Genomic DNA, 20,899 nt, shown 5'->3' on the forward strand with positions numbered 1-20,899 from the left:
ATTATTTATACTGCTGTGGGAAAATAAAAAAACGTGGAGAACTCCCATGGGAATTCTGCACGTTATATGGGTCACTGCGCTCAGTGGTCTCGGCAATCATCACAAACACCATAGAACTCCATCCGGTGTCCAAACACTCGAAACCCGGTGCTTTCTTCCGCTTTACGTTCTACTTCTGTCAAAGGTTCATACGAGAAATCCTTTATTTTACCGCAAGTCTCGCATATCACATGATAATGATCCGATACATCGGCATCGAAACGACTGGAGTTATCACCATAAGTAAGTTCCCGAACCATACCGGCCTCAATGAACATCTTAAGATTGTTATACACCGTCGCTACACTCATACTTGGAAACCTCGGCTCCAATGCCCGGTAAATCTCATCCGCAGTCGGATGCCCCATGGATTCCATCAGAAAAGACAAAATGGCGTGACGCTGCGGCGTGATGCGGACACCGTTGATTTTCAATTGGTCTAGTGCATTCTGAACGCGCGTAGTCATGAAGTCCACCGCCTTTATCTACTACTTAAGTCCTGCTCAATTACATTTAACTATAACTTTATTGTACGTTTACACGAATTCTTTTGTCAACGGAACATGACACACTGCGTAGGCCGCAGCATTAGTTCGTAAATTTCCGGACATTCAAATCGCTGTTGCCCTCTACATCAATTTTGTACTTACCTTCAGCAGACTCGCCCTTAATCGTCTTATTATCGATATCAAAAGGTAAATTTGTATTGATCTCACCATATCCACTTGATCCTGTTAGAGAATAATCCCCAAGTTCCGGAATCTGCAGATCAATCTCCCCTACAGCACTATAGATTGTCCAATCTCCGCCTATTATGGGCGATCGAATCACGATTTGGCCATTTAGAGACTCGGCCTGCAGCTTGGAATAGACCCTGTTTACAGAAATATTGCCATTCCTTGTATTAGCGCTTATGTCATTATCAGCATGAATGATTGAGATATCCCCAATCATCGTATTAAATTTAACAGGGCCAAATATATCCATGCCGATCATTTTCCCACCCAAGGTCTCAAGATCTACCTTCCCTGTTACATTATGAAGCTCAACTCTGCCGCTTAAGGTCTTCCCGGTAACATCGCCTACGACGTTATTTAAGTAGATGTTACCTCTACCAGTCTGGAGGGAAATATCTGACACGGCCTGAAGATTAACCAGTGAGATTCCACCATTGGTTGTGCTTACGTTAAAGTCGAATTTTCGGTTCTCCGGTATGACAACCGTCAGATTCACTCTCGGATGCCGGCTGCCAGAGGATCCATAAGTACGATCTTTCACCGTTATTCCTACCTTCGCTCCTTCGGAGGTCTGAACGGTGGTATCCTTGGCGATTTTCTGGGCTTCCTCATCCTCGGCTCCATCGATCCAAATCACAGGTTTTACGATAATATCTTGGGCAGGACCCCGCTCAATCGCAATTCGTCCATTAATCCCATCGATGACGACTTCTGAAGATTTGATATCAACAGGAACGAGGATCGGATCCCGTACCTCCGTATAGCCCTTCTCATCACTAAATTCAGAGCCTGCTGCCGTCAGGTCAAGGCTGACCCGATTCCACAGATGCAGATATTGATCCTGCTGGGTAACCGCAAAGACGGAGATGCCGAGCAGTAGCGAGATCATTAGCCCACTGAGATCAAATCGAAGTCTTCGATCCTGATTAGACCGCCTAACCCTTTTCCATAAAAAAAGAGCAATATACTCAATTCCGATCATGACTAACACGAGAGGCCACCAATTTAGTAATGAAAGGAGGTAATCCTGCTCGAGCCATTGATCCAATATAAGCAGAACTCCAAGTGCTATAAAGATTAATGAGGCTGTGAAGCGGCCTGTGCGAATAAGCCTGCGCTGAAGCTCACGAATAATCATCCCTAAACCTAAGACCATTAACAAGGCTGCCATAAAGTAGCCTGCATTATACTGAAAGAACCCATTCAGCCAGACAGGCCTCAGATGAAAAGCAAACACCAGCAGCCCCCCAGCGATAAGCAAAAGCCCTAATCCCAGATGGCCCACGATTCTCTTGGGTTCAGCCGTATCCTCACGAGGACTTCTTCCGTTCATTGCATCGGTATTCTGCAGAACATTATAGACACTGTAAAAATATACGACGGGAATTAGGAGCGCCAGCAAAATGAGCAGCGGCACGTTAACCCCGAAGCGTACGGAAGAAAAATACAAAATTGCTGAGACATCTATCACAATGAAATAAATCAATAGTATTCCTGTACGAAACATCCGTAGATAAAGATGACCGAGGCCTGGAAAAAGTGCTGCCAGCAGTCCGGCAATAAACTTGCGCTTCCGTCGTCTTGGCTTGAAGCCCGCACTGCTCTTGGCAGGTTGGCCTGCCACTTCTCCCTCAGACGCCTCTGGAAGATTCAAGGACATATATCTTCACTCCTCTCCCATGTGTTGACTCTCTCATTGTCTCTCTCCCTATAGATAATACCCGATAGTACTCATACAAGTAACTTGGAATTCTATGGGGAAAATAAAAATCCCCGGAGTGAACATAACAAGGAAGAGGTTCTAGTTCTCCTTGTTACATTCCCGCCAGGGAGATTATGGATTGCACAATCATCCATCCCGCTGCATCAATATAAGTTCAACACCCAAATCCGCCGTATAGGATTCTACAGGAGCAAATCCAAATTTCTGATACAGCGCCACGGCCGGAGTGTTTCGTATGCCGGCATTCACCATAAATCGCTTGATGTGGGAATGATGCATAAGCACATGCTGCAGCAGCCTGCTTCCGATGCCCTCACGGAGATGATCTGGCTGAACCATCAGCCTTGTAATCGTCAGTATCCCTGGGGATTTCTCAGCAACGGCAATAGCACCCAGTAAATCTCCATCTTCCGTAACTTCACCGTAGAACGTCTCAGCTGAATTTGACAGCGACTCAAAGGTCTCAGGCAGTGGTGGTATCAGGCGCAGTCCAATAGCCGAGGCCTCAAGACGAAAAGCCAAATGTTGAAGCAGCCAAACCTGTTCCACCATGTCCGGATCCTGCAGCGAGATTATGGATATCATGTTATTTCTTAAGGACATCCACCAGAAGCTTATTAACCAGCCCTGGATTGGCTTTGCCTTTACTGCGTTTCATAACTTGTCCTACAAGGAACCCGATAGCCTTATCCTTACCGGCTTTATAGTCTTCGACAGAGGCCGGATTCTCGGCAACGACTTCGTTAACAATCGCAAGTATCGCGCCTTCGTCGCTGATTTGGACAAGTCCCTGCTCCTCAACGATGGTCTGCGGCAGCTTGCCGCTGCTGAGCATTTCCTTAAATACGGTCTTCGCGATCTTGCTGCTGATTGTCCCCTTCTCAATAAGCCCGATCATCTCACCCAGTCCTTGACCGGTGAGCTTCACTTCAGACAGCTCCTGTCCTGTACTGTTCAAATGTCCGAGTAGATCACCCATAATCCAGTTGGCTACGGACTTGGCATCCGAGGTATAGTTAAGGCTTTCCTCGAACAAATCAGCCACAGGCTTGGATGAGGTAATTACCTCAGCATCATAGCTTGGAAGTCCAAGGTCATTGGTATAACGGGCTTTACGCGCATCCGGCAGCTCAGGAATGGTCGCGCGGATACGGTCTTTCCAATCTTGATCGATATAGATCTTCACCAGATCCGGGTCTGGGAAATAACGATAGTCATGAGCCTGCTCCTTGCCGCGCATGGATAGAGTCTTGCCCTGGGCTTCATCCCAGCGGCGGGTCTCTTGAACAATCTCTTCACCTTCATCCAAAGCTTCGGCTTGGCGGAACTGCTCATATTCAAGACCGCGCTGCACACCGCGGAAGGAGTTCATGTTCTTGAGCTCGGCCTTGGTGCCAAGCTCTTTCTGCCCATGAGGACGAAGGCTGATGTTCGCGTCACAGCGAAGCGACCCTTCCTCCATTTTGACATCCGATACATCACAGTACTGCATAATTGCACGCATCTTCTCCAGATATGCCCGCGCTTCTTCAGGAGAAGAAATCTCCGGCTCGGATACAATCTCAATCAAAGGAGTTCCTACACGGTTAAAGTCAACCAGGGAAGCATATCCTCCATCGACATGCGTCAGCTTACCCGCATCTTCCTCAAGATGCAGACGGGTAATGCCAATCCGCTTCGTAGTTCCGTTCACTTCAATATCAATATAACCATTCAGGCCGATCGGCTGATCGAACTGGGAGATTTGATAAGCCTTTGGTGAATCTGGATAAAAGTAATTCTTCCGGTCGAACTTGCTGACATCGCCGATCTCGCAGTTCAGCGCCATTGCCGCCTTAATCGCGTAATCTACTGCCTGACGGTTCAAGACAGGCAGTACACCGGGATGTCCCAGACATACGGGACAAGTATGGGTGTTAGGGGGAGCACCAAATTCAGTAGAGCAGCCGCAGAAGATTTTGGACTTCGTATGCAGCTCCACGTGCACCTCCAGCCCGATCACCGTTTCATATTTCGATGTTGACATGGGATACCTCCTAATACCTCTGTATTATAGAACCGGGCGCTTCTTATGATGCTCGGTGTGAACTTCGTAAGCGTGCGCAGTCCGCAGAATTGTACTCTCATCGAACGCCTTGCCGATAATTTGCAGTCCGACAGGAAGCCCGTCTGCAAATCCGCATGGAACACTTAGCGCTGGAACTCCTGCGAGACTCACCGGAATAGTCAAAATATCATTCAGATACATCGTAAGCGGATCATCCACCTGCGACCCGAGCGGGAATGCTGTGGTTGGTGCAGTAGGTCCAATAATGACATCGTACTTCTCGAACGTCTGATCGAAATCTCTCTTGATTAGAGTCCGCACCTTCTGGGCCTTCAAATAATAAGCATCATAGTAACCGGAGCTAAGCGCATAGGTTCCAAGCATGATCCGGCGCTTCACTTCAGGGCCAAAGCCCTGACTTCTGGACTCATGATACAGATCCAGCAGATTGCCGGCATGATCGGCACGAACGCCGTATCTTACCCCGTCGAACCTGGACAAGTTAGAAGAGGCCTCGGAGGATGCCAGCAAATAGTACGCGGCAACCGCATATTCGGTATGCGGCAGGGATACCTCTTCCCATACAGCCCCAAGGCTTTCAAGCACGCGCAACGCTTCAAGGACAGCTTCTTTGACTTTCGGATCGATGCCTTCAAGGTACTCCTTCGGCACCGCAATGCGCAGCCCTTTAATATCTCCGGTTAATGCGCTGATATAATCCGCAACCTCTACGTTCGCAGATGTGGAATCCTTGGAATCATAGCCTGCGATAGCTTGAAGCACGTAAGCGGCATCTTCCACATTCTTCGTAACAGGACCGATCTGATCCAGCGAGGATGCAAAGGCAACCAAGCCATACCGGGACACACGTCCATATGTTGGCTTAAGCCCAACAACACCACAATAGGATGCTGGCTGGCGAATAGATCCGCCTGTATCAGAGCCTAAGGTGAAATAGGCTTCACCCGCGGCAACCGCCGCGGCAGAGCCACCGCTGGAGCCCCCAGGCACACGGCTTAAATCCCAAGGATTGCGGGTAGGCTGGAAGCTGGAATTCTCATTCGATCCCCCCATGGCGAATTCATCCATGTTCAGCTTGCCAATGGTGACAGAATCCGCTTGTTTCAGCTTCAGCACCGAGGTGGCATCATAGATCGGGTTGTAATTAGACAGGAACTGGCTGGCACACGTGGTGCGCAGGCCTTCTGTAACCATGTTGTCCTTGATTCCGACCGGAAGCCCGAACAACAGGCCCTTCTCTTCACCGGACACAAGCTTGTTATCAAGACGTGCCGCCGCAGCGCGCGCTCCTGCTTCATCCAGTGTAAGATAGGCTTGAATTCTTTCATCCCTCTCTCCGATCGCAGTAAAAGCTTCCCCTACCAGATCGGATACAGACAACTCCTTGGCATGAAGCTTGTTATGTATCTCCTGCAAACGCAAATCAAATAATGACACGTTAAATTCCTCCCTTCATTCTTCCTTCTATTCGAGCACGGCTGGTACTTTGAACTGTCCGTCTTCTTCGTCAGGCGCGTTCAGGAATACCTTCTCTGCCGGCAGGCTGTCCTTCACGACATCCTCGCGCATCACATTGCTGAGATGCAGGACGTGTGTGGTTGCCTCAACGTCATCCGTGTTCAGTTCATTCAATTTCTCAGCATATTGTAAAATGGAGTTAAGCTGTTCTGTGAATGTCTCTTTCTCCTCTTGAGTCAGATTCAATCTTGCCAGCTTCGCTACATGTTCAACATCTTTTGTCTGGATACTCATTTCGGTCGTTCCCTCCTAATGATTTCTGATCGGCCGAGCCTGCTTCATATTGTACAGCATGTCCATTCTCAAAGTCTTTAGCGCAATCCATATAATCCGTATAATTATATTGTAGATAAGCCTATATTTCAATTGGAACCATGCTCTGATCAGCTCTGCACAACAAAAAAGAGCCCGCATAAGCAGGCCCTTCTTAAAATTAAATCCAAGCACGCAAATTTACCTGTTTGATAAATTCCGCCTGAGACATAGCTTCCTGTATCGCTTCCTCTTCTTCTTCCGACCGCTCTATCTCTCCATTCATAACTTGAAAGAATAGTTTCTCATTATGAGTGCTAAGAGCGAAGTCAATCAGCGCTTCACGTTCTACGCGATCTACTTCCTGTTGAATCAGATATTGCTCTGACTCAATATCGCTCGAAGGAACGAAATAATTCCGATTGGTCTTTGGAGATCGGACGACATAATCGAATGCGTTGTCCGGATTACGATCGTAAGCAATGATATAACCGTATCCTCCGACAGGAAGATTCTGCTCAAAGGCGTCAGCGACGATAACAATTTTCTCTCCTAAACGCAGCATCGTCTACCTCCCTGATATATGTTCGTGTTATTACATTATCCTACTAAAAATAAATAGGAATGTCCACGGAAAAGGGAGAAAGATGTCGGCTATTTTTTGACGGTTATATTAACGTTTATAAAAAGTCGCGCTCCGATAACCCTCCAGCTTCTCAAACCACGGCTGCGCAATCCCCTTGCTCGTGCCTACAGCCTGCCTCCAGCCGGGCATCCGCTTATCCGCAGCGGTTAGATCCAGTCTCCTGTTCCAAGTCCGATCCATCGCCATTCGCCAATCAAATGAAGATGTACGTTCAAATTCCATAATGACTCCTCCAATAGAAAATCAGTATTTATGTCTATATAAGACAGTTAAATGTTCACATTTGTGAGTCAGTCGTAACTACGGAGAATGCTTGGACTTTCGGTCGCTGTTGTCTCCAGATTTCTTGATGTATACCAAAGTAGGGATGAAATCCGGAGACAAAGGCGATCGCTTTCGCTCCTGCAGTTCCAAGCCTCCCCTCCGCCACGCCTACCCACATGTCATTTTTAACTGAGTCTTATATAGGCAAAAAAAAGAACGCAAACCGGGATTGATTCCACAGCTTGCGTGCTTCGCGTAGTTAATAACATTTAATTAATATACATTCTAACAAAGGAAGTTATGGATGTCCAGCTTTTTTACCCTTTTTTGACAAATGAAAGTCGTAATCTGACATTACACCGGGCATTCGCTATGACACATAAGGATTGTTAGACTTCTCAAAACCAATCGTTGTCTTCGGCCCATGACCTGGATAGACCTTGACTTCGTCCGGCATGCGGAACAGCTTGCCCTTGATCGAATCATACAGGTCACGTTCACGTCCGCCTGGCAAGTCCGTGCGTCCAACGCTCATTTTGAAGAGCACGTCGCCTGAGAACAGATCGTTCCCCGAGAGAAAGCTCACACTCCCAGGAGAATGCCCAGGGGTATGATATACCGTAAATTCATGTCCGATCAAGGTCAGCTTCTGTCCCTCTGCAAGATCAAACTCAGCGGGATCTGTCGTTATAGGATCTGTAACCTCCGTCCAGCGCATCGATCCGTTCAGCTTGGCATTGATTAACCATTCAGCTTCCAGTGGATGAAGGTATACCGGACAATTCTTCGCTTTGCGAATTTCGTCCACTCCGCCAATATGATCAAAGTGTGCATGGGTCAACAGAATAGCTTCAATCTCAAGATTCTCAATCCGACGAACCAGAGCGGCAGGATTCATTCCAGGGTCGATGATAATAGCCTTGTTGTCTTCTTCCCCACGGATTAGATAGGCATTGGTCTGGAGGGGGCCCAGAGAAAAGCTCTCAATTCTCAGCATGGCTTATAACCCGGATATAAGGTCACGCAGCTCATCTACAATCACAGCATGGACCTCATTGCCTTCCCCGTATTTCTCCAACATCAGCTTGCGTGCCTGTAACATATTCTCTTCGTAGGTAGGAGCTTCACGGTCCGGATTCTCCTGCTTGAACTGAATCATGACCTCCTGCACATGCTTAGGCCGAGGTCCCCACTGTCCCAGCACATGTCCACCTGTATCCGCAAAGATCACAACAGGTACGGAACGTCCGCCCATAGTCAGGAAGTTATCCATAAGATCCAGGTTCTCTTCCAGAATCAGCACCTCAACAGGCCATTCCGTTACTTCAAGCGCCCGGAACACTACCGGAATATTACGAACCACATCTCCGCACCAATCCGCTGCAAGAATCAGTACCCGTATGTCATCCCGGTAATTAAGGCTTTCAAAAAACTCTTTATCCTCTTCACTCGGCCATTCAAACTGGTTGTAGCCGGATTCAAACGCTTCCTTGTTCTTGGTCATTCCGTCCATGAACTGCTGCGGGGTCAAGCCAGTCCGGAATTTATAGCTTACATTATGTTTATTGATGCTCATACAGCATCTCCTCTCTTCTTCTTATTGGAGTACCATTTATATAGTACATACACAATCAGAATAGCAATGGCAACAAGCAGAATTGGCGTTACATAAGGCGCGGCCTTCTCATGGATATGCTCCCATTGGTTACCGAGAGCCTTACCGAGGTACACAAATAAAATAGACCAAGGAATAGATGCTAGCACGGTTAATACGGAGAACCGGAAAAGTGACATTTTGGCGATACCAGCCGGAATCGAGATGACCTGCCGCATGACTGGAACAAATCTTGCCGTAAAAACAATGCCTGATCCATATTTATTGAACCAATTCTCCGCAATATCCATATGATGTGGCTTTATCTTGATGTATTTACCGAACTTATCCAGGAAGGGACGCCCTCCGAACCGTCCGATAAAATACAGAATCCACTGCTGTACCAAAGCCCCTACTGTACCGAAAAATACAGCCCAAAAGAAGTTGAGGTACCCCTGATACACCAGAAATCCGCCATAAGCCAAAACAATTTCACTTGGAATGACTTCGATGGCCAGACCCAGCACAATTCCAAAGTAACCTAGTCCGCGAATCACTTCAAACAAATGCTGAATTACGTTAGATATGATATCCACTTTCGACCCACTCTCTCATTATATTCTATTTGAAGTTTATTCTATCATAGCCCGGTACATGCATTCTACTGTACAAGGCCAGCCGGGTATCCATAGGAAAGACGGGCGCATATGCTGTGGGGAGAGGAGTTGATCATATGCCAGCTTTCCAGGATAAGCATAAATCCGCCCTGCCTTCTCCGCGCAAAATACGCCGCGGCTGCAGTAAAGAGTTGTACCGGACCGTAAAGCGAATGAAAACCTATATTCCTGAAGCCAAGATCAAAGAAGGCGAAGACATCTATTACCGCAAAGTCATCGGCAACCTGCTGTGGATTCACGAGAACAGCAGCAACCGGAAGGTGCTGGCCAACTGGTGGGATGAACAAGTCAGCGGGGAGCTTGCAGCCCTATGGGAGGTTGACCGGACGAAGCTGTGTGAGGCTTTCAGGGATGCCTTTGGCGGCTAGAACGCAGGCCATTCGGAATGGCCGCCCTGAAGAGCAGCGCTCAAGGAGCAGCGCTTCTTGTCTTGCCGCTTCAGTAATACGAAATTTGCGGTCATTCCGTATGTTCCTTACGCGCTCGAGTGCATAGGCCAGAAGTTGATCACGGCGAAATAAAGTGAGCCCGGACTGAAGCGCATGACTCGATTCGCTAAAGTGTCCCGACTGATCCAGCCTCAGAGCCAGCGCATTAAATTCCCTTAAGACGGCAGTATGAAGTCTGCTGTTGTAACGATCCAGCAAAGCCGCCTTCTCCATAATGGGAATGGCTGCGGGGTCACCCTGCTTCGATTGGACTCTCCCCAGTGCCCACCAAAGCTCCGCCTGCAGCGGGTTATAATTAATTCCCTCCCGCAGCCATCTCTGCGCATCAGCGGAATCTGTTACGGACGAAAGAACAAGCCTGGGAACGAAACGATACCGGCCCAGCTGTACGGCTCTCTTCAGCAGGTCCCTCGCCTCGGAGGTACGATTCAATCTGATTAGCTGAAGAGCCTCCCGGGTTAACTGTTCACTCTTCATCAATTCCAAGCTCGATATACTCATTAAAAGAAAGACTATTGCGACGGTTCCTGCAAACAGCCGGAAAGCTAAATTAAAGGAATGGTTCCCTTGCCGTAGTCTGTGTATCTCCTGCGGGATATGAAAAAACATACGTGTCCTGGTGCTGATCCAGGTGTACGGATGAATCCACTGAATGTGAATGGGGTTACGCCTTGGCAGCAAAGGAATTCGGAACTTCATAGATGGAGCTCTCCTCCGCTGAACGGACCCCTCGTTCGTTCCAATCACCGCTACCCAGATCAAGATCATCCAGAAGAGACCATAGCTCATATCGAAGTCGAGCCCTGCATGCAATACAAGCACAATAAAGGGAGCGAACCACCGGCTCCTCCTCTGGAGCAGCAGAAGACCTATTCCTATTATCCATACAAGAGCCACAAGCAGGCCAGTGAATCCAAGATTCAGCAGCATATCGATATACCCGCTATGTACCTGGGCACCTACATAAGGCTGGCTCTGGATGCTTCGGTATACCGACCTCCAGACTTCACCTCCGCGGCCCCACAGCGGGGTGTACCCGATCTGATCCAGCGCGTCACGGTACATCAGCAGCCGAGCCGATACCGTGCTGGTTCCTGTGCGGACAAGCCCTGCTCCTCCGCTGCCCGGCACAGGGAGGGTAAGCGCCGCTCCCGCCCATGTGAAGCAGACGGCCGCCACCACCCAGTGGCGAAGACGCTGGAACGCGGGCGGGGCATTGCGGGGCGAGCGATGCGGCGCGGGCGAGCCGGGGCCTCGCGGGCGGTCCGGCACGGGCAGGCCGTTGCTATGCGGGCGGTCCGGCGCGAGCGTGCCGGGGCCACGCGGGCGGTCCGGCGCGGGCGAGCCGAGGATACGCGGGCGGTCCGGCGCGGGCGAGCCGTAGCGGCTCGCCACGCAGGACAGCGCCAGCGTGCAGGCCGCTGCGCCCGCCAGCTCCGCCAGCCCCGGCAGCTGCGCCGGGGCAAGGCCAGCTCCAGCGAGCTGGCGGTACACCCACAGACCGCCTCCGCCCAGGATGGCGGTCTGCAGCAGCAGCTGCCGCCGGGCTGCGCGCCCGGCCAGGGCTAGCGCGGCGGCCCAGCCGGCCGCCGTGCACAGCCAAGCGCCGCGCGACTCCGTCAGCAGAAGGCTGGCGGCGCAGCAGAGCGCAAGCGCGGCACCGAGCGCCTGGCGAAGCTTTGCAGCGCGGTGATCCGCGCGCGAGAGCGAGGCCAGCCGCTCGAGCAGCAGTGCCCCGAACACAGCACCCAGCGTGTTCGGGTACTCGAGCAGTCCGCCGAGCCGCGCTCCGGCGGCGGACAGCTCTGCACTTGCGGTGCGCAGCACCGCATGCGGCAGCTGCGCCAAGCCGTACACCGCCGCAAATCCTGCGGCGGTGAGGGTGACGGCGCAGACCGCCGGGCCGGCGCGCAGCACGGCGCGCGCGGCGGGTAGCTTCACGGCCGAAGCGAGACCGGCCGCGAAGACGCCATAGAAGGCCCAGCGCAGGGCCTGATCCAGCGTGCCCTGCATCGACACAGGAGATGTGAGCAAGTGCGCCCCATAAAGGCCGGCCAGAATAAATGGCGGGATCACTAGCATCACTTCTACGAACCGGCTCCTCCCACTTTCGCTGCGGGCAGTGTCTGATCCATGCATCTTTTTACTTGATCCCGTACTTTCCTCTAGATTGCTCTCTTCTCTCGGCCTTGCCGCCCAATGTCCTAATATCACAGTCATGATAAGGAATCCTGCTGCCATCCACGGGTACATGCCCCTGCCCTCATAAAATCCGGTATAAACACAAGAAACAACCAGCAGAAGTATATATCCTGCTGCTATCCCTACTTGCAGCTGCCTGCTTCCCATCTTACTCCCTCCAACTAAAAATGAACTGAATGTTAGCAATCAAACATATTAAGAGCTTAGTCTTGGCTGTCAGCACAAAAAAGGCCAACTCTGTCTCCAGTGTTGACCTTAAGCCGATATTACAAACCGCGTGCTATATAAGTTGATGTACCTTTCCACTCTCTTACCTATTCATAACTCTTAATTTCAACCTGCATTCCCTTATATGCCATATTTCCATTTCACTAAATAAGGATTACATCCGATCCGCTTCACCTGGCAGCAAATCCCGGCAGGCCTTCTCCAGATATGGGGAAGCATGGAGGAAATCGCGAAATGCGCTATATTCAGCCCAGAGCTTTGCCGGATCTCCAGCCGAGCCCTTCACGGCTCGAATCAGGATGTTCTTAGGCGTGTGCTCCATATCGATAAATTCAAGCAGCTGTGTCTTGTAGCCCATAATATCCAGAAGCTTGGCCCGAATAGCGTCGGTAGCAAGCGCTGAGAAGCGCTCCTTCAATATTCCATGAGACAGCAGCGGGTCCAGCACCGGAGAATCTACTTGAGCAAACAGCTCGTGCTGACAGCACGGTACTGACAGAATGACTGAGGCGTTCCAGCGGATTGCCTTCTCGAGCGCCGCATCTGTAGCCGTATCACAAGCATGCAGCGTTACAACCATATCAACCTGGGACAGCTCATCATATTCGGCAATATCACCGACCAGAAACCGCAGATTGGAATAATTCAGCCGGCCTGCCAGTGCACTGCAGTGTTCAATGACATCGGCCTTCAAATCAAGCCCGACCACATTCAGAGTTCTCCGCTGTTCTACGGACAGGTAATGATACAATGCGAAGGTCAAATATGACTTACCGCAGCCAAAATCAACGATCGTCAGCGGACGGTCCCCGGGCAGATGAACAATAATATCCTGCACCATCTCCAGGAACCGGTTGATTTGCTTGAACTTGTCGTATTTCCTTGCAAGCACCTTGCCTTCCTCATTCATAATGCCGAGCTCTACAAGGAAAGGAACCGGGCGCCCTTCCTCTAGGATGTACTGCTTCTTCCTATTATGGGCAAGCGAGGTGCTTTTCTTTGAAGGCGATTTGGTTAGGATCGATACTTTGAACTTCTTACTGATCAGCACCTGATAATCCGCGTCTACCGTACAGATCAGACCTTGACGGAACGTCTCCTCAAACATGGTCATTAACCGATGCTCCAACTCCGAAGCAGGTATATTCTCATGAGTCACTTTATTCTCATAATAATAAGCGAATTGGTAATAGAGTGACTTTTTAAGCTCTACAGGTTTGATCAATACTTTTGTATAGAGTACTTCTCCCGCTTTGCGGCGCTGACTGAGCGTAGCAGAAATCAGACTCTTATCCTCTGCTAATTGATGTACGAGTTTCCGCAACGATTCCATTATGATTGACAGCTCACTTTCCAGTTATCATTAATTCATATCAGGTTATTTCTTAACACGGCTCAAGTTCGCAAGACCTTCTTCCACTTCGTTCAGCGGCAGACCACCCTTGTCCAGCTGCTCCGGGCTAAGCTTGAGCAGACGTTCATAAAATTCCCGAGCCTCTTCCGGCTGTATTATACTCCGTTCAGTCAAACGGTACAATGCATTCTCTGCACGATCATAGCGTCCCCGCTCTTCCTCATATCGCAGCAGCAGCTTTTCTGTCTCTGAGGGAAGCTGATATCCGTTCACCATGGATTCCAGCTCACTTACCTGGGCCTCCAGGTTCCACAGAGAGCGGTCCGCGCCTTCAAGAGCCGCGTAGAGAAACAAATGAAGGGATTTGATGGATCGGATAAGGCCGATGTCTCTTTCCTGATTATCCATGTAGACCAGCGCCTCTTCCTTCATGAGGAGGGCAGCGCTCTGCAGCCTGTCCGCTTCTATGATCCCCCCGTAGCGAAACATTTCGATGATATCGCGGATAGACAGTGAATTCAGCATCTCACTGGTTAGACGAAAATGCCTCTTATATTGTTCATCCAGCGCCCAGAGTATCTCTGTACGCTTCTTCTGCTGCCTCAAACCGAGGAATGTGCCAATCGCTTCGGACATCTCTTCTATCATCCGAAGGAGATAATCTCTTCTCAACATTAGCTCCCCCTCCCCTTCCCACATCATCAATCCGCCTAAATATTTTATATTATTAAAATTTTAATTTATTTGCAGTGTGATTACCAGCTTCTCAAAGTATCCCGCAATTGAAATAAGCCGGGGAACCCTTTGGGCTGCCCGGCTGCACATCAATTAACCTCATAAACGACCAAATTCATTAGTCATTCTACAAATCAAGCATGAACCTGCTCCAAGAAATCCGTAATAACCTCAGCAAGCTTCTCTGGTGCTTCGTACATACTCATATGTCCAGCCCCTTGAATAAGGGCTTCAGTTACATTGTCCCCCTTGGCTGTGAACGTCTTGTCGGAAGGAATGATATGATCCTTCTCCCCTGCAATCAGAAGGCGGGGCAATGTTGAGGCAGACAACACGTCGGTACGATCTGGTCGTTCCCGCATGGCCAGAGCGGCTCCGGCAGCCCCTTGTGGAGGAGTCCTGTAACCAATCTCCTTTGCTCTGGTCACTTCGCTCTCCAGCTTCTCTACATTCTCTGTAGCGAACAAGCCCGGCACTAGACCCTCAACAAAAGTGGTGATTCCCTCGTTTTGAATCGTGGAGACAGCCTTCAGCCGTTTCTCCTTGGCCTCCTCACTATCCGGGTAACCTGTAGAATGGAGCAGACCGAATCCATTTAGCCGGGAAGCATATCGCTGTGCAAGCGACAGGGTGACATACCCGCCTAAGGAATGGCCGAGCAGGGTATACTTGCTTACCCCTAGAGCTTCAAGCAGCCCTGCAATATCATCTGCCATCTGTTCGATCGTATACGGGCCAAGAGGAGCATCCGATGCGCCATGTCCACGAAGATCAGGGGTTATCACGCGATACTTCTTAGGCAATAGTGGAATAATTCGTTCAAAGTAGGCTGAGCTTCCACAGAACCCGTGAATCAGAACCAGTACTTCACCTTCACCACGGTCATCGTAAGCGATGACCGTTCCATTCACATTTGCTTTGTCCATTGTATATTCCTTCTTTCGATTATATGTAATGAGTTTATGATTACTATTAATCTAATACTGCCGGCTCTGAACCATGCTTGCTTGCCAAATCAGGAATCAGACCGAAAGCAGCTGCCGCCGCGCTTGCGATTTCTTCCGCCATACACATGACCTGGTACAGCGAAGTCATCTGCAGGGAAGAGTAAGGCTTTGGTCCCTTTACATTTACAATCGCTGCCACACTATAATCTCCTACCGGAGGAAGCGAACCTCCAACAGACTGGGCTGGCAGCAAGGGTTCATGAGCCAGAATGTAGTGCCCGACAGAGGGAGCCGCTCCCAGACAAGCATCTATGGCAACTATCCGGTGATTCTGAGGAATCGCTTTCAGCCGATCTTTGAAGTTTGTTGAATCACATGGCTGTTCCAGGGTTCCAATTACATGACGGAAGCCGTACTTGGCCAGCTTGCTGCCCGTCAAAGGGCCCAGCGCATCTCCAGAAGAACGGTCTGTACCAATACATAGGAAGGTAATTTTCTCCTCTTGATTCTGATTCCAGACTTCCTTGAAGAAGCCGTTCAATTCACTCCCTGCCGTCCATTTCCGGCGTGCCAAGGCCTCATCCAAGGCATGGCGTTTGCTTGTTCTCATGCGTTCTACTCTTCCCCCCAGCCTGAATTACTCTATTGCTATTGTACCTTATCTTCTCTCGCTGCCGCAAAAGTGATACAATACCGATATTACGCTGCTTGAGAGGATGAGAGGTTTGGATCTAACTCAGAAAACCCAGGAAAACGTTGAATATATGATCGAAGCCATCAAGAACAAGCTTAGAATGGCAACCGGTGCCGCGATGCAGGCTTCCGCTTTCTCCATTGACCGTTATGATGATATCTTCGAGGTATATGAAATCGTAATGAATAAGGAAAGACTGAGTATTTCAGAGGTTGAAGCCATTGCCTCCGAGCTTGGCAGCCTCAGAGGCTAAATCATATGACTGCAAACAAGAGTCCTCTTCGGGTGCTTTAATACACGACCTGTGAGGACTCTTTTCATAACAGATTATTTGCTATATAAATTTATAATTATGGCATATCTACAATCAATAATTCCGCCGTCTCGTCATTCCCCGTCCCTTTGAAAGTAATCTCACAGTTTTTTCTGATCCGGGCAGCGTCACCTGGCCTTAGCGACAACTCCTCCCCGCCACAGTTCAAATCGGTGTGCCCATCAATCAGGAAAACGTGAGTCCTTCGTTCACCCCGATGAGGAAGGCTCACTTCCTGCCCTGTCTCAAGGCTGCAAAGGTAGATGCTTACCTCTTGATTAATAGGCAGCGTGCCTTCGGTTCCATTACCCGCTACTACGGGAAGCAGCTTGTTAAGCCTGTGTTTCTTGTTGAAAGAATGGGCTCTCCAGGCTGGAGACTCGCTCCTCTGATCCGGCAAAAACCATAGCTGGATAAAACGGACGTCTTCATTACTTGAAGGGTTCCTCTCTTCGTGCCGCACACCGGTCCCTGCACTCATGACCTGAACATCACCTGGTCTAAGCTGATGAGAGTTACCCAGATTATCACGATGTTCCAGCGTTCCCGATACTACATAACTTACTATCTCAAGATCATGATGGGGATGCCTCTTGAATCCTTGCTGTGGCTTCAAAATATTCTCATTATGGGCAAGCAGACATCCGAAGTGAGCGTTACTTGGATCTTCATAGTCAGAGAATGAAAAGCTGAATTCACTATGAATCCATCCGCGGTCTGAAGTATGGCGTTCATCCGAAGTTATCACTTTAATCATAAGTCTCAACCTCCACGGCCCCCTATAGCAGGACCTCATATATGAGATGCGTGTCTTTAACTGTCTATGCAGCTCTTTCTTGCTATTCCTTACCCTTAAGACTAAATGGCTAATCATAGGCATTTGGGGTTTATTACCTTCCTTTAATCCGCTATCTGGCAGCAAAAAACCGACCTCCGTAGAAGTCGGTGCATGATCTATATTAATGAGAAGCTGACAGTTCGAAATTCGCTTCGGCATACCCTACTTTTCTTCCCGCATCATTAAGGATCTCTTTACTGAATGCTGCTCTAAGCCGAGCTAATGTAGCTTCATTGTTGTAATCGAGCTGCTCCAAAATCCTCAGTACAACCAGACCCCACTCCTCTTCGGAACCATCGAGAATTTTCAAGGCCACGCCAAGCCGCTCCTTCTTCAAGCTGAAGCAGTATACGCCCTTGAAGCCACCTTTCGCCACAATATTGGAATCCTGCAGCAGGATGGAATCCACGCGGTCACTGCCGCCGACAAGAACAGGATGAGCGTTCATAGCGGCCGTAATCTTTACTACCGCTTCGCGGGTAGCCGCATCTTGAATTTGATCTGGGCAAGCCAGCTTCAAATAGGCTCTGGCCAATGATGACAGCGGGAGAGCAAATACGGGGAAGCCGCAGCCATCTGTTCCAAGACCGATATCCTCCTTAGGCATCTCCGCAAGCGAAGCCAACGTATCTATGATCTCCTGCTGAACCGGATGCTTAGGATTGTCATATCCCTGAAGCGGGTAACCCATCATTTTACAGTAGGCGAGAACCCCGAAGTGCTTACCTGAACAATTGTGGAACAGCCTGCGCCGTTGACCGTCCGCTCGCAGCAGCTCCTCCCTGGCTGTCTCATCAAGCGGCAGGCTTGGCGCGCAGACAAGGCAGTGCTCCCCGATGTCTATTTTGCCACTTAACCGCTCAAGTGTCTGTACATGTACCTCTTGTGAACGGTGGGAAGCGGTCATAATTGCCACTTCTTCTCCTGTAAGATGGTAGTGGTTAATCAAGCCCGCGCGTATAGCCGGGATCGCCTGAAAAGGCTTGGCTGAGGAACGTGTGAAGGCTACAAAATCGGGATCTCCCGCGGAATAAACCACGTCCCCCTTCTCATTAACTATACTTATATGACCGCTGTGGGCACATTCTAGAATGCCCGCGCGAAACTCCTGAACCAGGACAACCTCATTCATTCCTACTCGTCTCCTTATCTTATCGGATCTTACATCCACGCTGTCTACAGTATATTATACTTGTTTGTTTCAGCCAAAGGCATGGAGTTTATATACAAAGTAAGCTGAGCGACACTTTAGAGCCTTAAGAATTAACTCTCCAAGATACAGACTGAACTAACCAATCTGGCTCAGATTACATCGTTTGGCCTGTATAACATAAATCCATTAAGGAGTGATTAGAATGAATAAAGCAGAAACAGAATATCCGGTACAAAGCGGTTCGACTTTCACAAAAGGTTTGATCATTGGCGGTCTTCTCGGTGCAGCTGCAGCTCTTCTCTACGCTCCAAAAACAGGTCGTGAAATGCGCAGTGATCTGTCAGAAAAATGGGGCACAGTATGTGATAAATCCAAGGATGTAGCCTCTGTTGTTACAGATAAGGCTGCCAATCTGGCGAAGAATGTAACGGCTAAGACATCAGATCTTGCAAAAACGGTTGGATCTAGTGCAAGTACACTTGTATCCAGTGTTAAAACAGCTTCTTCCATGGTTGGAGACGAAATGAAACAGGCAGCTGCCAATGTGTCAGAGGATGCTAAGGACTCTGCGAGTGAGGTGGCTAGTGAAGCAAAAAATACCTCAAATGAGCTTTCGAGTGATATTCGCAAGGCTTCCCAAGATACGGCCCGTGAAGTTCATAACAAAACAAGCGCATCTTACTAATTCTTCATAGATGACTCTTGTGAAATAGCCAGCTTCCTTCAGCTGGCTATTTCCTATCCCTAACATTATCGAAAGGATGGTGAATTACCAAATGGGAGAACTGAAGCAATATGACACCAAGGATCATCCTTTTGAACTCAGGCACGAGGTCAAACGCCTTAATTCACGCCTGGATGATATCGCTGATGCATTGGAAAGATCCGACTTCAAGGATATTATTGAGAATTATACAAATCCTAAGAAGCGGTTATTCTCCAACTTCACCTCCGGTTTGGCCCGGGGACTTGGACTAACGATTGGAACCGCATTGGTTCTGGCTCTGTTCGGTTGGATCACAAGTTTCTTCGTCTCGATGCCGCTGATTGGAGAGTTCCTGGCCAATATTCAGCATTATATGGACGCCTATAAGAAATAACATTTTACTTAGGAAGGAGGAACTCTATCATGAGCACAACAAACCCGAAAGATGAGCAGGAAAAGTATACTCGTGATCAAATTATGGATGCAGCGACGGGGAATGTACCCAGACACAAAGACATTGATGAAGCTGAGAACGGCTCCATGGTGAATGATATGAAAGATCTGAAACGCTTGGGCGAAGAAATGGACCAAATGGACACCGTTACGGAGGACAAAGAAAAAGGGTTGGAGAATGATCCCAAACAATAAAAAGAGCACCTGTTTGGTGCCCTTCCCTAAGGCCTGAGCTGCTGCCAGGCTTTATTTTATTTGTTCGTTTTTCTCACAGATTGGACTCCTCATCTTCAACCTCCAGCAGATCGCCGGTCCACCCCTTCGCTTTGAGCCAAATTCCCAGCGCTATTGTACTAAGTAAAATTATTGTGATAATTAAGGCAAAGCCCCATACTCCGGTCTTGATCCAAGGCAAATAGTCAAAGTTCATTCCCCATATGGCGCCAATCACGGTAGCGGGGGTGAAAATAGAAGCAATAATAGTAAGAGTCTTTGTAATCTCATTTCCCCGGAATGCAGAGATCGCATCATCTATAGAAATTAGGGTATCAATCTCCCGCTCATAATGGATGAATAGCTGTTCCACCCTCTCCAGACGGTAAAAATACCTCTTAAAGTAAACGCTGCTGTCAATCTCCTCTAAATAGGCTTCGCGTGATGCCGTCAGGAGTTCCTGAAAAGGAATAAATAAATTGTGCCAATAAAGAAGCTCAAATCGGGCATTGAGTATGCGGTCCATAATATTCTTCTTATTCCGCTTCCGCATAATATCCTCGACCCGGCGGAGATTCGCCTCAAAGTTATCCATACCGGTATGGAAGTAATGAATCAGGGTCCTGCCCAGGATAAACAATCCATCACTTGGATGAGAACATCTTCTCAGGATGTTCAGACGTTCCTCCGTTGTCATTATGCTGCGGGTATCCTCATCGAGGTTGATCGTTATGAATACATCATCACTTAGAAAAAAGTGAAATTTACTGCAAGACTGAGAGGAATCGATTTCAAGCTTTACCGAGTACAGCAATGTACCAAATATAATCGGACGATCATTGTCAGCCAAGCGCACGGAAAGATAGCTGGTCTCTACCCGAGGAATCTCATGCAGCCATTCGTCAGCCAAATGATATTTCTCTTCCAGCTTCTTCATCTCAACTGTATCCCATTGCTCCCTATCCAGATCAATCCACTTCCAGCCTTGGTCCATGGTCCACTCCTGCACCTTCAACTCTTCCCCCATATCCTGCCCCCCCTTCACAATTAAAATGATTACTTTCAAAAAAGACACGCCTCATTCTTAATGAATGGC

Annotated in this window: 24 protein-coding genes; 5 read left to right on the plus strand and 19 right to left on the minus strand. The window is 48.9% G+C overall.

Annotation, left to right across the window (positions count from 1 at the left end; genetic code table 11):
• Window positions 1–80: 80 nt before the first annotated feature.
• The 11 genes from perR to ACRRNK_RS18330 all read right to left on the minus strand — a co-directional run bounded on the left by perR (window position 81) and on the right by ACRRNK_RS18330 (window position 9,437).
• Window positions 81–506: a peroxide-responsive transcriptional repressor PerR gene (gene perR, locus ACRRNK_RS18280; RefSeq protein WP_433944074.1), complete on the minus strand. Its 426-nt coding sequence runs from the start codon at window positions 504–506 to the stop codon at window positions 81–83.
• Between the two features lie 121 nt (window positions 507–627).
• On the minus strand, window positions 628–2,436 hold the full coding sequence (locus ACRRNK_RS18285; RefSeq protein WP_433944075.1) for a DUF4097 family beta strand repeat-containing protein: 1,809 nt from the start codon (window positions 2,434–2,436) through the stop codon (window positions 628–630).
• 189 nt (window positions 2,437–2,625) lie between these two features.
• The gene (locus tag ACRRNK_RS18290; protein WP_433944076.1) at window positions 2,626–3,084 is read right to left on the minus strand and encodes a GNAT family N-acetyltransferase; all 459 of its coding nucleotides are present in this window, start codon (window positions 3,082–3,084) and stop codon (window positions 2,626–2,628) included.
• A gap of 1 nt (window position 3,085) precedes the next feature.
• Complete coding sequence (gene gatB / locus ACRRNK_RS18295) at window positions 3,086–4,525, minus strand: Asp-tRNA(Asn)/Glu-tRNA(Gln) amidotransferase subunit GatB (protein WP_433944077.1); 1,440 nt, start codon at window positions 4,523–4,525, stop codon at window positions 3,086–3,088.
• A gap of 24 nt (window positions 4,526–4,549) precedes the next feature.
• A complete protein-coding gene (gene gatA / locus ACRRNK_RS18300) occupies window positions 4,550–6,004 on the minus strand; it encodes an Asp-tRNA(Asn)/Glu-tRNA(Gln) amidotransferase subunit GatA (protein ID WP_433944078.1) in 1,455 nt (484 codons plus the stop codon).
• Between the two features lie 27 nt (window positions 6,005–6,031).
• Window positions 6,032–6,319, minus strand: coding sequence for an Asp-tRNA(Asn)/Glu-tRNA(Gln) amidotransferase subunit GatC (gatC, locus tag ACRRNK_RS18305; RefSeq protein WP_433944079.1), 288 nt, complete (start codon window positions 6,317–6,319; stop codon window positions 6,032–6,034).
• A 199-nt stretch (window positions 6,320–6,518) separates the two neighbouring features.
• Window positions 6,519–6,902 (minus strand): ATPase, encoded by a 384-nt coding sequence (locus ACRRNK_RS18310; RefSeq protein WP_433944080.1) that lies wholly within the window; start codon window positions 6,900–6,902, stop codon window positions 6,519–6,521.
• Window positions 6,903–7,010: 108 nt separating this feature from the next.
• The gene (locus tag ACRRNK_RS18315) at window positions 7,011–7,205 is read right to left on the minus strand and encodes a hypothetical protein (protein ID WP_433944081.1); all 195 of its coding nucleotides are present in this window, start codon (window positions 7,203–7,205) and stop codon (window positions 7,011–7,013) included.
• 412 nt (window positions 7,206–7,617) lie between these two features.
• Window positions 7,618–8,244 (minus strand): MBL fold metallo-hydrolase, encoded by a 627-nt coding sequence (locus tag ACRRNK_RS18320; protein ID WP_433944082.1) that lies wholly within the window; start codon window positions 8,242–8,244, stop codon window positions 7,618–7,620.
• A 3-nt stretch (window positions 8,245–8,247) separates the two neighbouring features.
• The gene (locus ACRRNK_RS18325) at window positions 8,248–8,817 is read right to left on the minus strand and encodes a thioredoxin family protein (RefSeq protein ID WP_433946945.1); all 570 of its coding nucleotides are present in this window, start codon (window positions 8,815–8,817) and stop codon (window positions 8,248–8,250) included.
• A 2-nt stretch (window positions 8,818–8,819) separates the two neighbouring features.
• Entirely contained in the window at window positions 8,820–9,437 is a 618-nt protein-coding gene (locus ACRRNK_RS18330; RefSeq protein WP_433944083.1) for a DedA family protein, read from the minus strand.
• Between the two features lie 137 nt (window positions 9,438–9,574).
• Here ACRRNK_RS18330 and ACRRNK_RS18335 point away from each other — a divergent pair, with 137 nt between their 5' ends.
• Window positions 9,575–9,886 (plus strand): dehydrogenase, encoded by a 312-nt coding sequence (locus tag ACRRNK_RS18335; RefSeq protein WP_433944084.1) that lies wholly within the window; start codon window positions 9,575–9,577, stop codon window positions 9,884–9,886.
• Here ACRRNK_RS18335 and ACRRNK_RS18340 read toward each other — a convergent pair.
• The 5 genes from ACRRNK_RS18340 to yyaC all read right to left on the minus strand — a co-directional run bounded on the left by ACRRNK_RS18340 (window position 9,827) and on the right by yyaC (window position 16,043).
• Window positions 9,827–12,316, minus strand: a complete 2,490-nt coding sequence (locus ACRRNK_RS18340) for a hypothetical protein (RefSeq protein WP_433944085.1) — start codon at window positions 12,314–12,316, stop codon at window positions 9,827–9,829. The genes ACRRNK_RS18335 and ACRRNK_RS18340 overlap by 60 nt on opposite strands.
• Before the next feature lie 235 nt (window positions 12,317–12,551).
• Complete coding sequence (locus ACRRNK_RS18345; protein ID WP_433944086.1) at window positions 12,552–13,730, minus strand: class I SAM-dependent methyltransferase; 1,179 nt, start codon at window positions 13,728–13,730, stop codon at window positions 12,552–12,554.
• A gap of 45 nt (window positions 13,731–13,775) precedes the next feature.
• A complete protein-coding gene (locus tag ACRRNK_RS18350) occupies window positions 13,776–14,426 on the minus strand; it encodes a DUF6483 family protein (RefSeq protein WP_433944087.1) in 651 nt (216 codons plus the stop codon).
• Between the two features lie 194 nt (window positions 14,427–14,620).
• On the minus strand, window positions 14,621–15,412 hold the full coding sequence (locus ACRRNK_RS18355; RefSeq protein WP_433944088.1) for an alpha/beta fold hydrolase: 792 nt from the start codon (window positions 15,410–15,412) through the stop codon (window positions 14,621–14,623).
• A gap of 46 nt (window positions 15,413–15,458) precedes the next feature.
• Entirely contained in the window at window positions 15,459–16,043 is a 585-nt protein-coding gene (gene yyaC / locus ACRRNK_RS18360; RefSeq protein WP_433944089.1) for a spore protease YyaC, read from the minus strand.
• 115 nt (window positions 16,044–16,158) lie between these two features.
• On the opposite strand from yyaC, the gene ACRRNK_RS18365 reads away from it, so the two are divergent.
• Window positions 16,159–16,380 carry a DUF1128 domain-containing protein gene (locus ACRRNK_RS18365; RefSeq protein WP_433944090.1) on the plus strand — a complete coding sequence of 74 codons (222 nt, stop codon included), beginning with the start codon at window positions 16,159–16,161 and terminating at the stop codon, window positions 16,378–16,380.
• A gap of 97 nt (window positions 16,381–16,477) precedes the next feature.
• Here the strand turns inward: ACRRNK_RS18365 and ACRRNK_RS18370 are convergent, their stop codons facing one another.
• Both ACRRNK_RS18370 and ACRRNK_RS18375 read right to left on the minus strand, forming a co-directional pair.
• Window positions 16,478–17,197 (minus strand): pirin family protein, encoded by a 720-nt coding sequence (locus tag ACRRNK_RS18370; protein WP_433944091.1) that lies wholly within the window; start codon window positions 17,195–17,197, stop codon window positions 16,478–16,480.
• Window positions 17,198–17,399: 202 nt separating this feature from the next.
• Entirely contained in the window at window positions 17,400–18,410 is a 1,011-nt protein-coding gene (locus ACRRNK_RS18375; protein WP_433944092.1) for an asparaginase, read from the minus strand.
• A gap of 223 nt (window positions 18,411–18,633) precedes the next feature.
• Between ACRRNK_RS18375 and ACRRNK_RS18380 the strand changes: the two genes are divergently transcribed.
• The 3 genes from ACRRNK_RS18380 (at window position 18,634) to ACRRNK_RS18390 (ending at window position 19,785) form a co-directional block, all read left to right on the plus strand.
• Window positions 18,634–19,116 carry a YtxH domain-containing protein gene (locus ACRRNK_RS18380; RefSeq protein WP_433944093.1) on the plus strand — a complete coding sequence of 161 codons (483 nt, stop codon included), beginning with the start codon at window positions 18,634–18,636 and terminating at the stop codon, window positions 19,114–19,116.
• 91 nt (window positions 19,117–19,207) lie between these two features.
• A complete protein-coding gene (locus tag ACRRNK_RS18385) occupies window positions 19,208–19,531 on the plus strand; it encodes a DUF5665 domain-containing protein (protein WP_433944094.1) in 324 nt (107 codons plus the stop codon).
• A 29-nt stretch (window positions 19,532–19,560) separates the two neighbouring features.
• Entirely contained in the window at window positions 19,561–19,785 is a 225-nt protein-coding gene (locus ACRRNK_RS18390; protein WP_433944095.1) for a hypothetical protein, read from the plus strand.
• A gap of 73 nt (window positions 19,786–19,858) precedes the next feature.
• On the opposite strand, the gene ACRRNK_RS18395 is transcribed toward ACRRNK_RS18390, so the two are convergent.
• Window positions 19,859–20,830, minus strand: a complete 972-nt coding sequence (locus ACRRNK_RS18395; protein WP_433944096.1) for a magnesium transporter CorA family protein — start codon at window positions 20,828–20,830, stop codon at window positions 19,859–19,861.
• Window positions 20,831–20,899: the final 69 nt, after the last annotated feature.

Source organism: Paenibacillus sp. SN-8-1 (assembly GCF_050995535.1).
In the GTDB taxonomy this organism is placed as follows: Bacteria; Bacillota; Bacilli; order Paenibacillales; family Paenibacillaceae; genus Fontibacillus.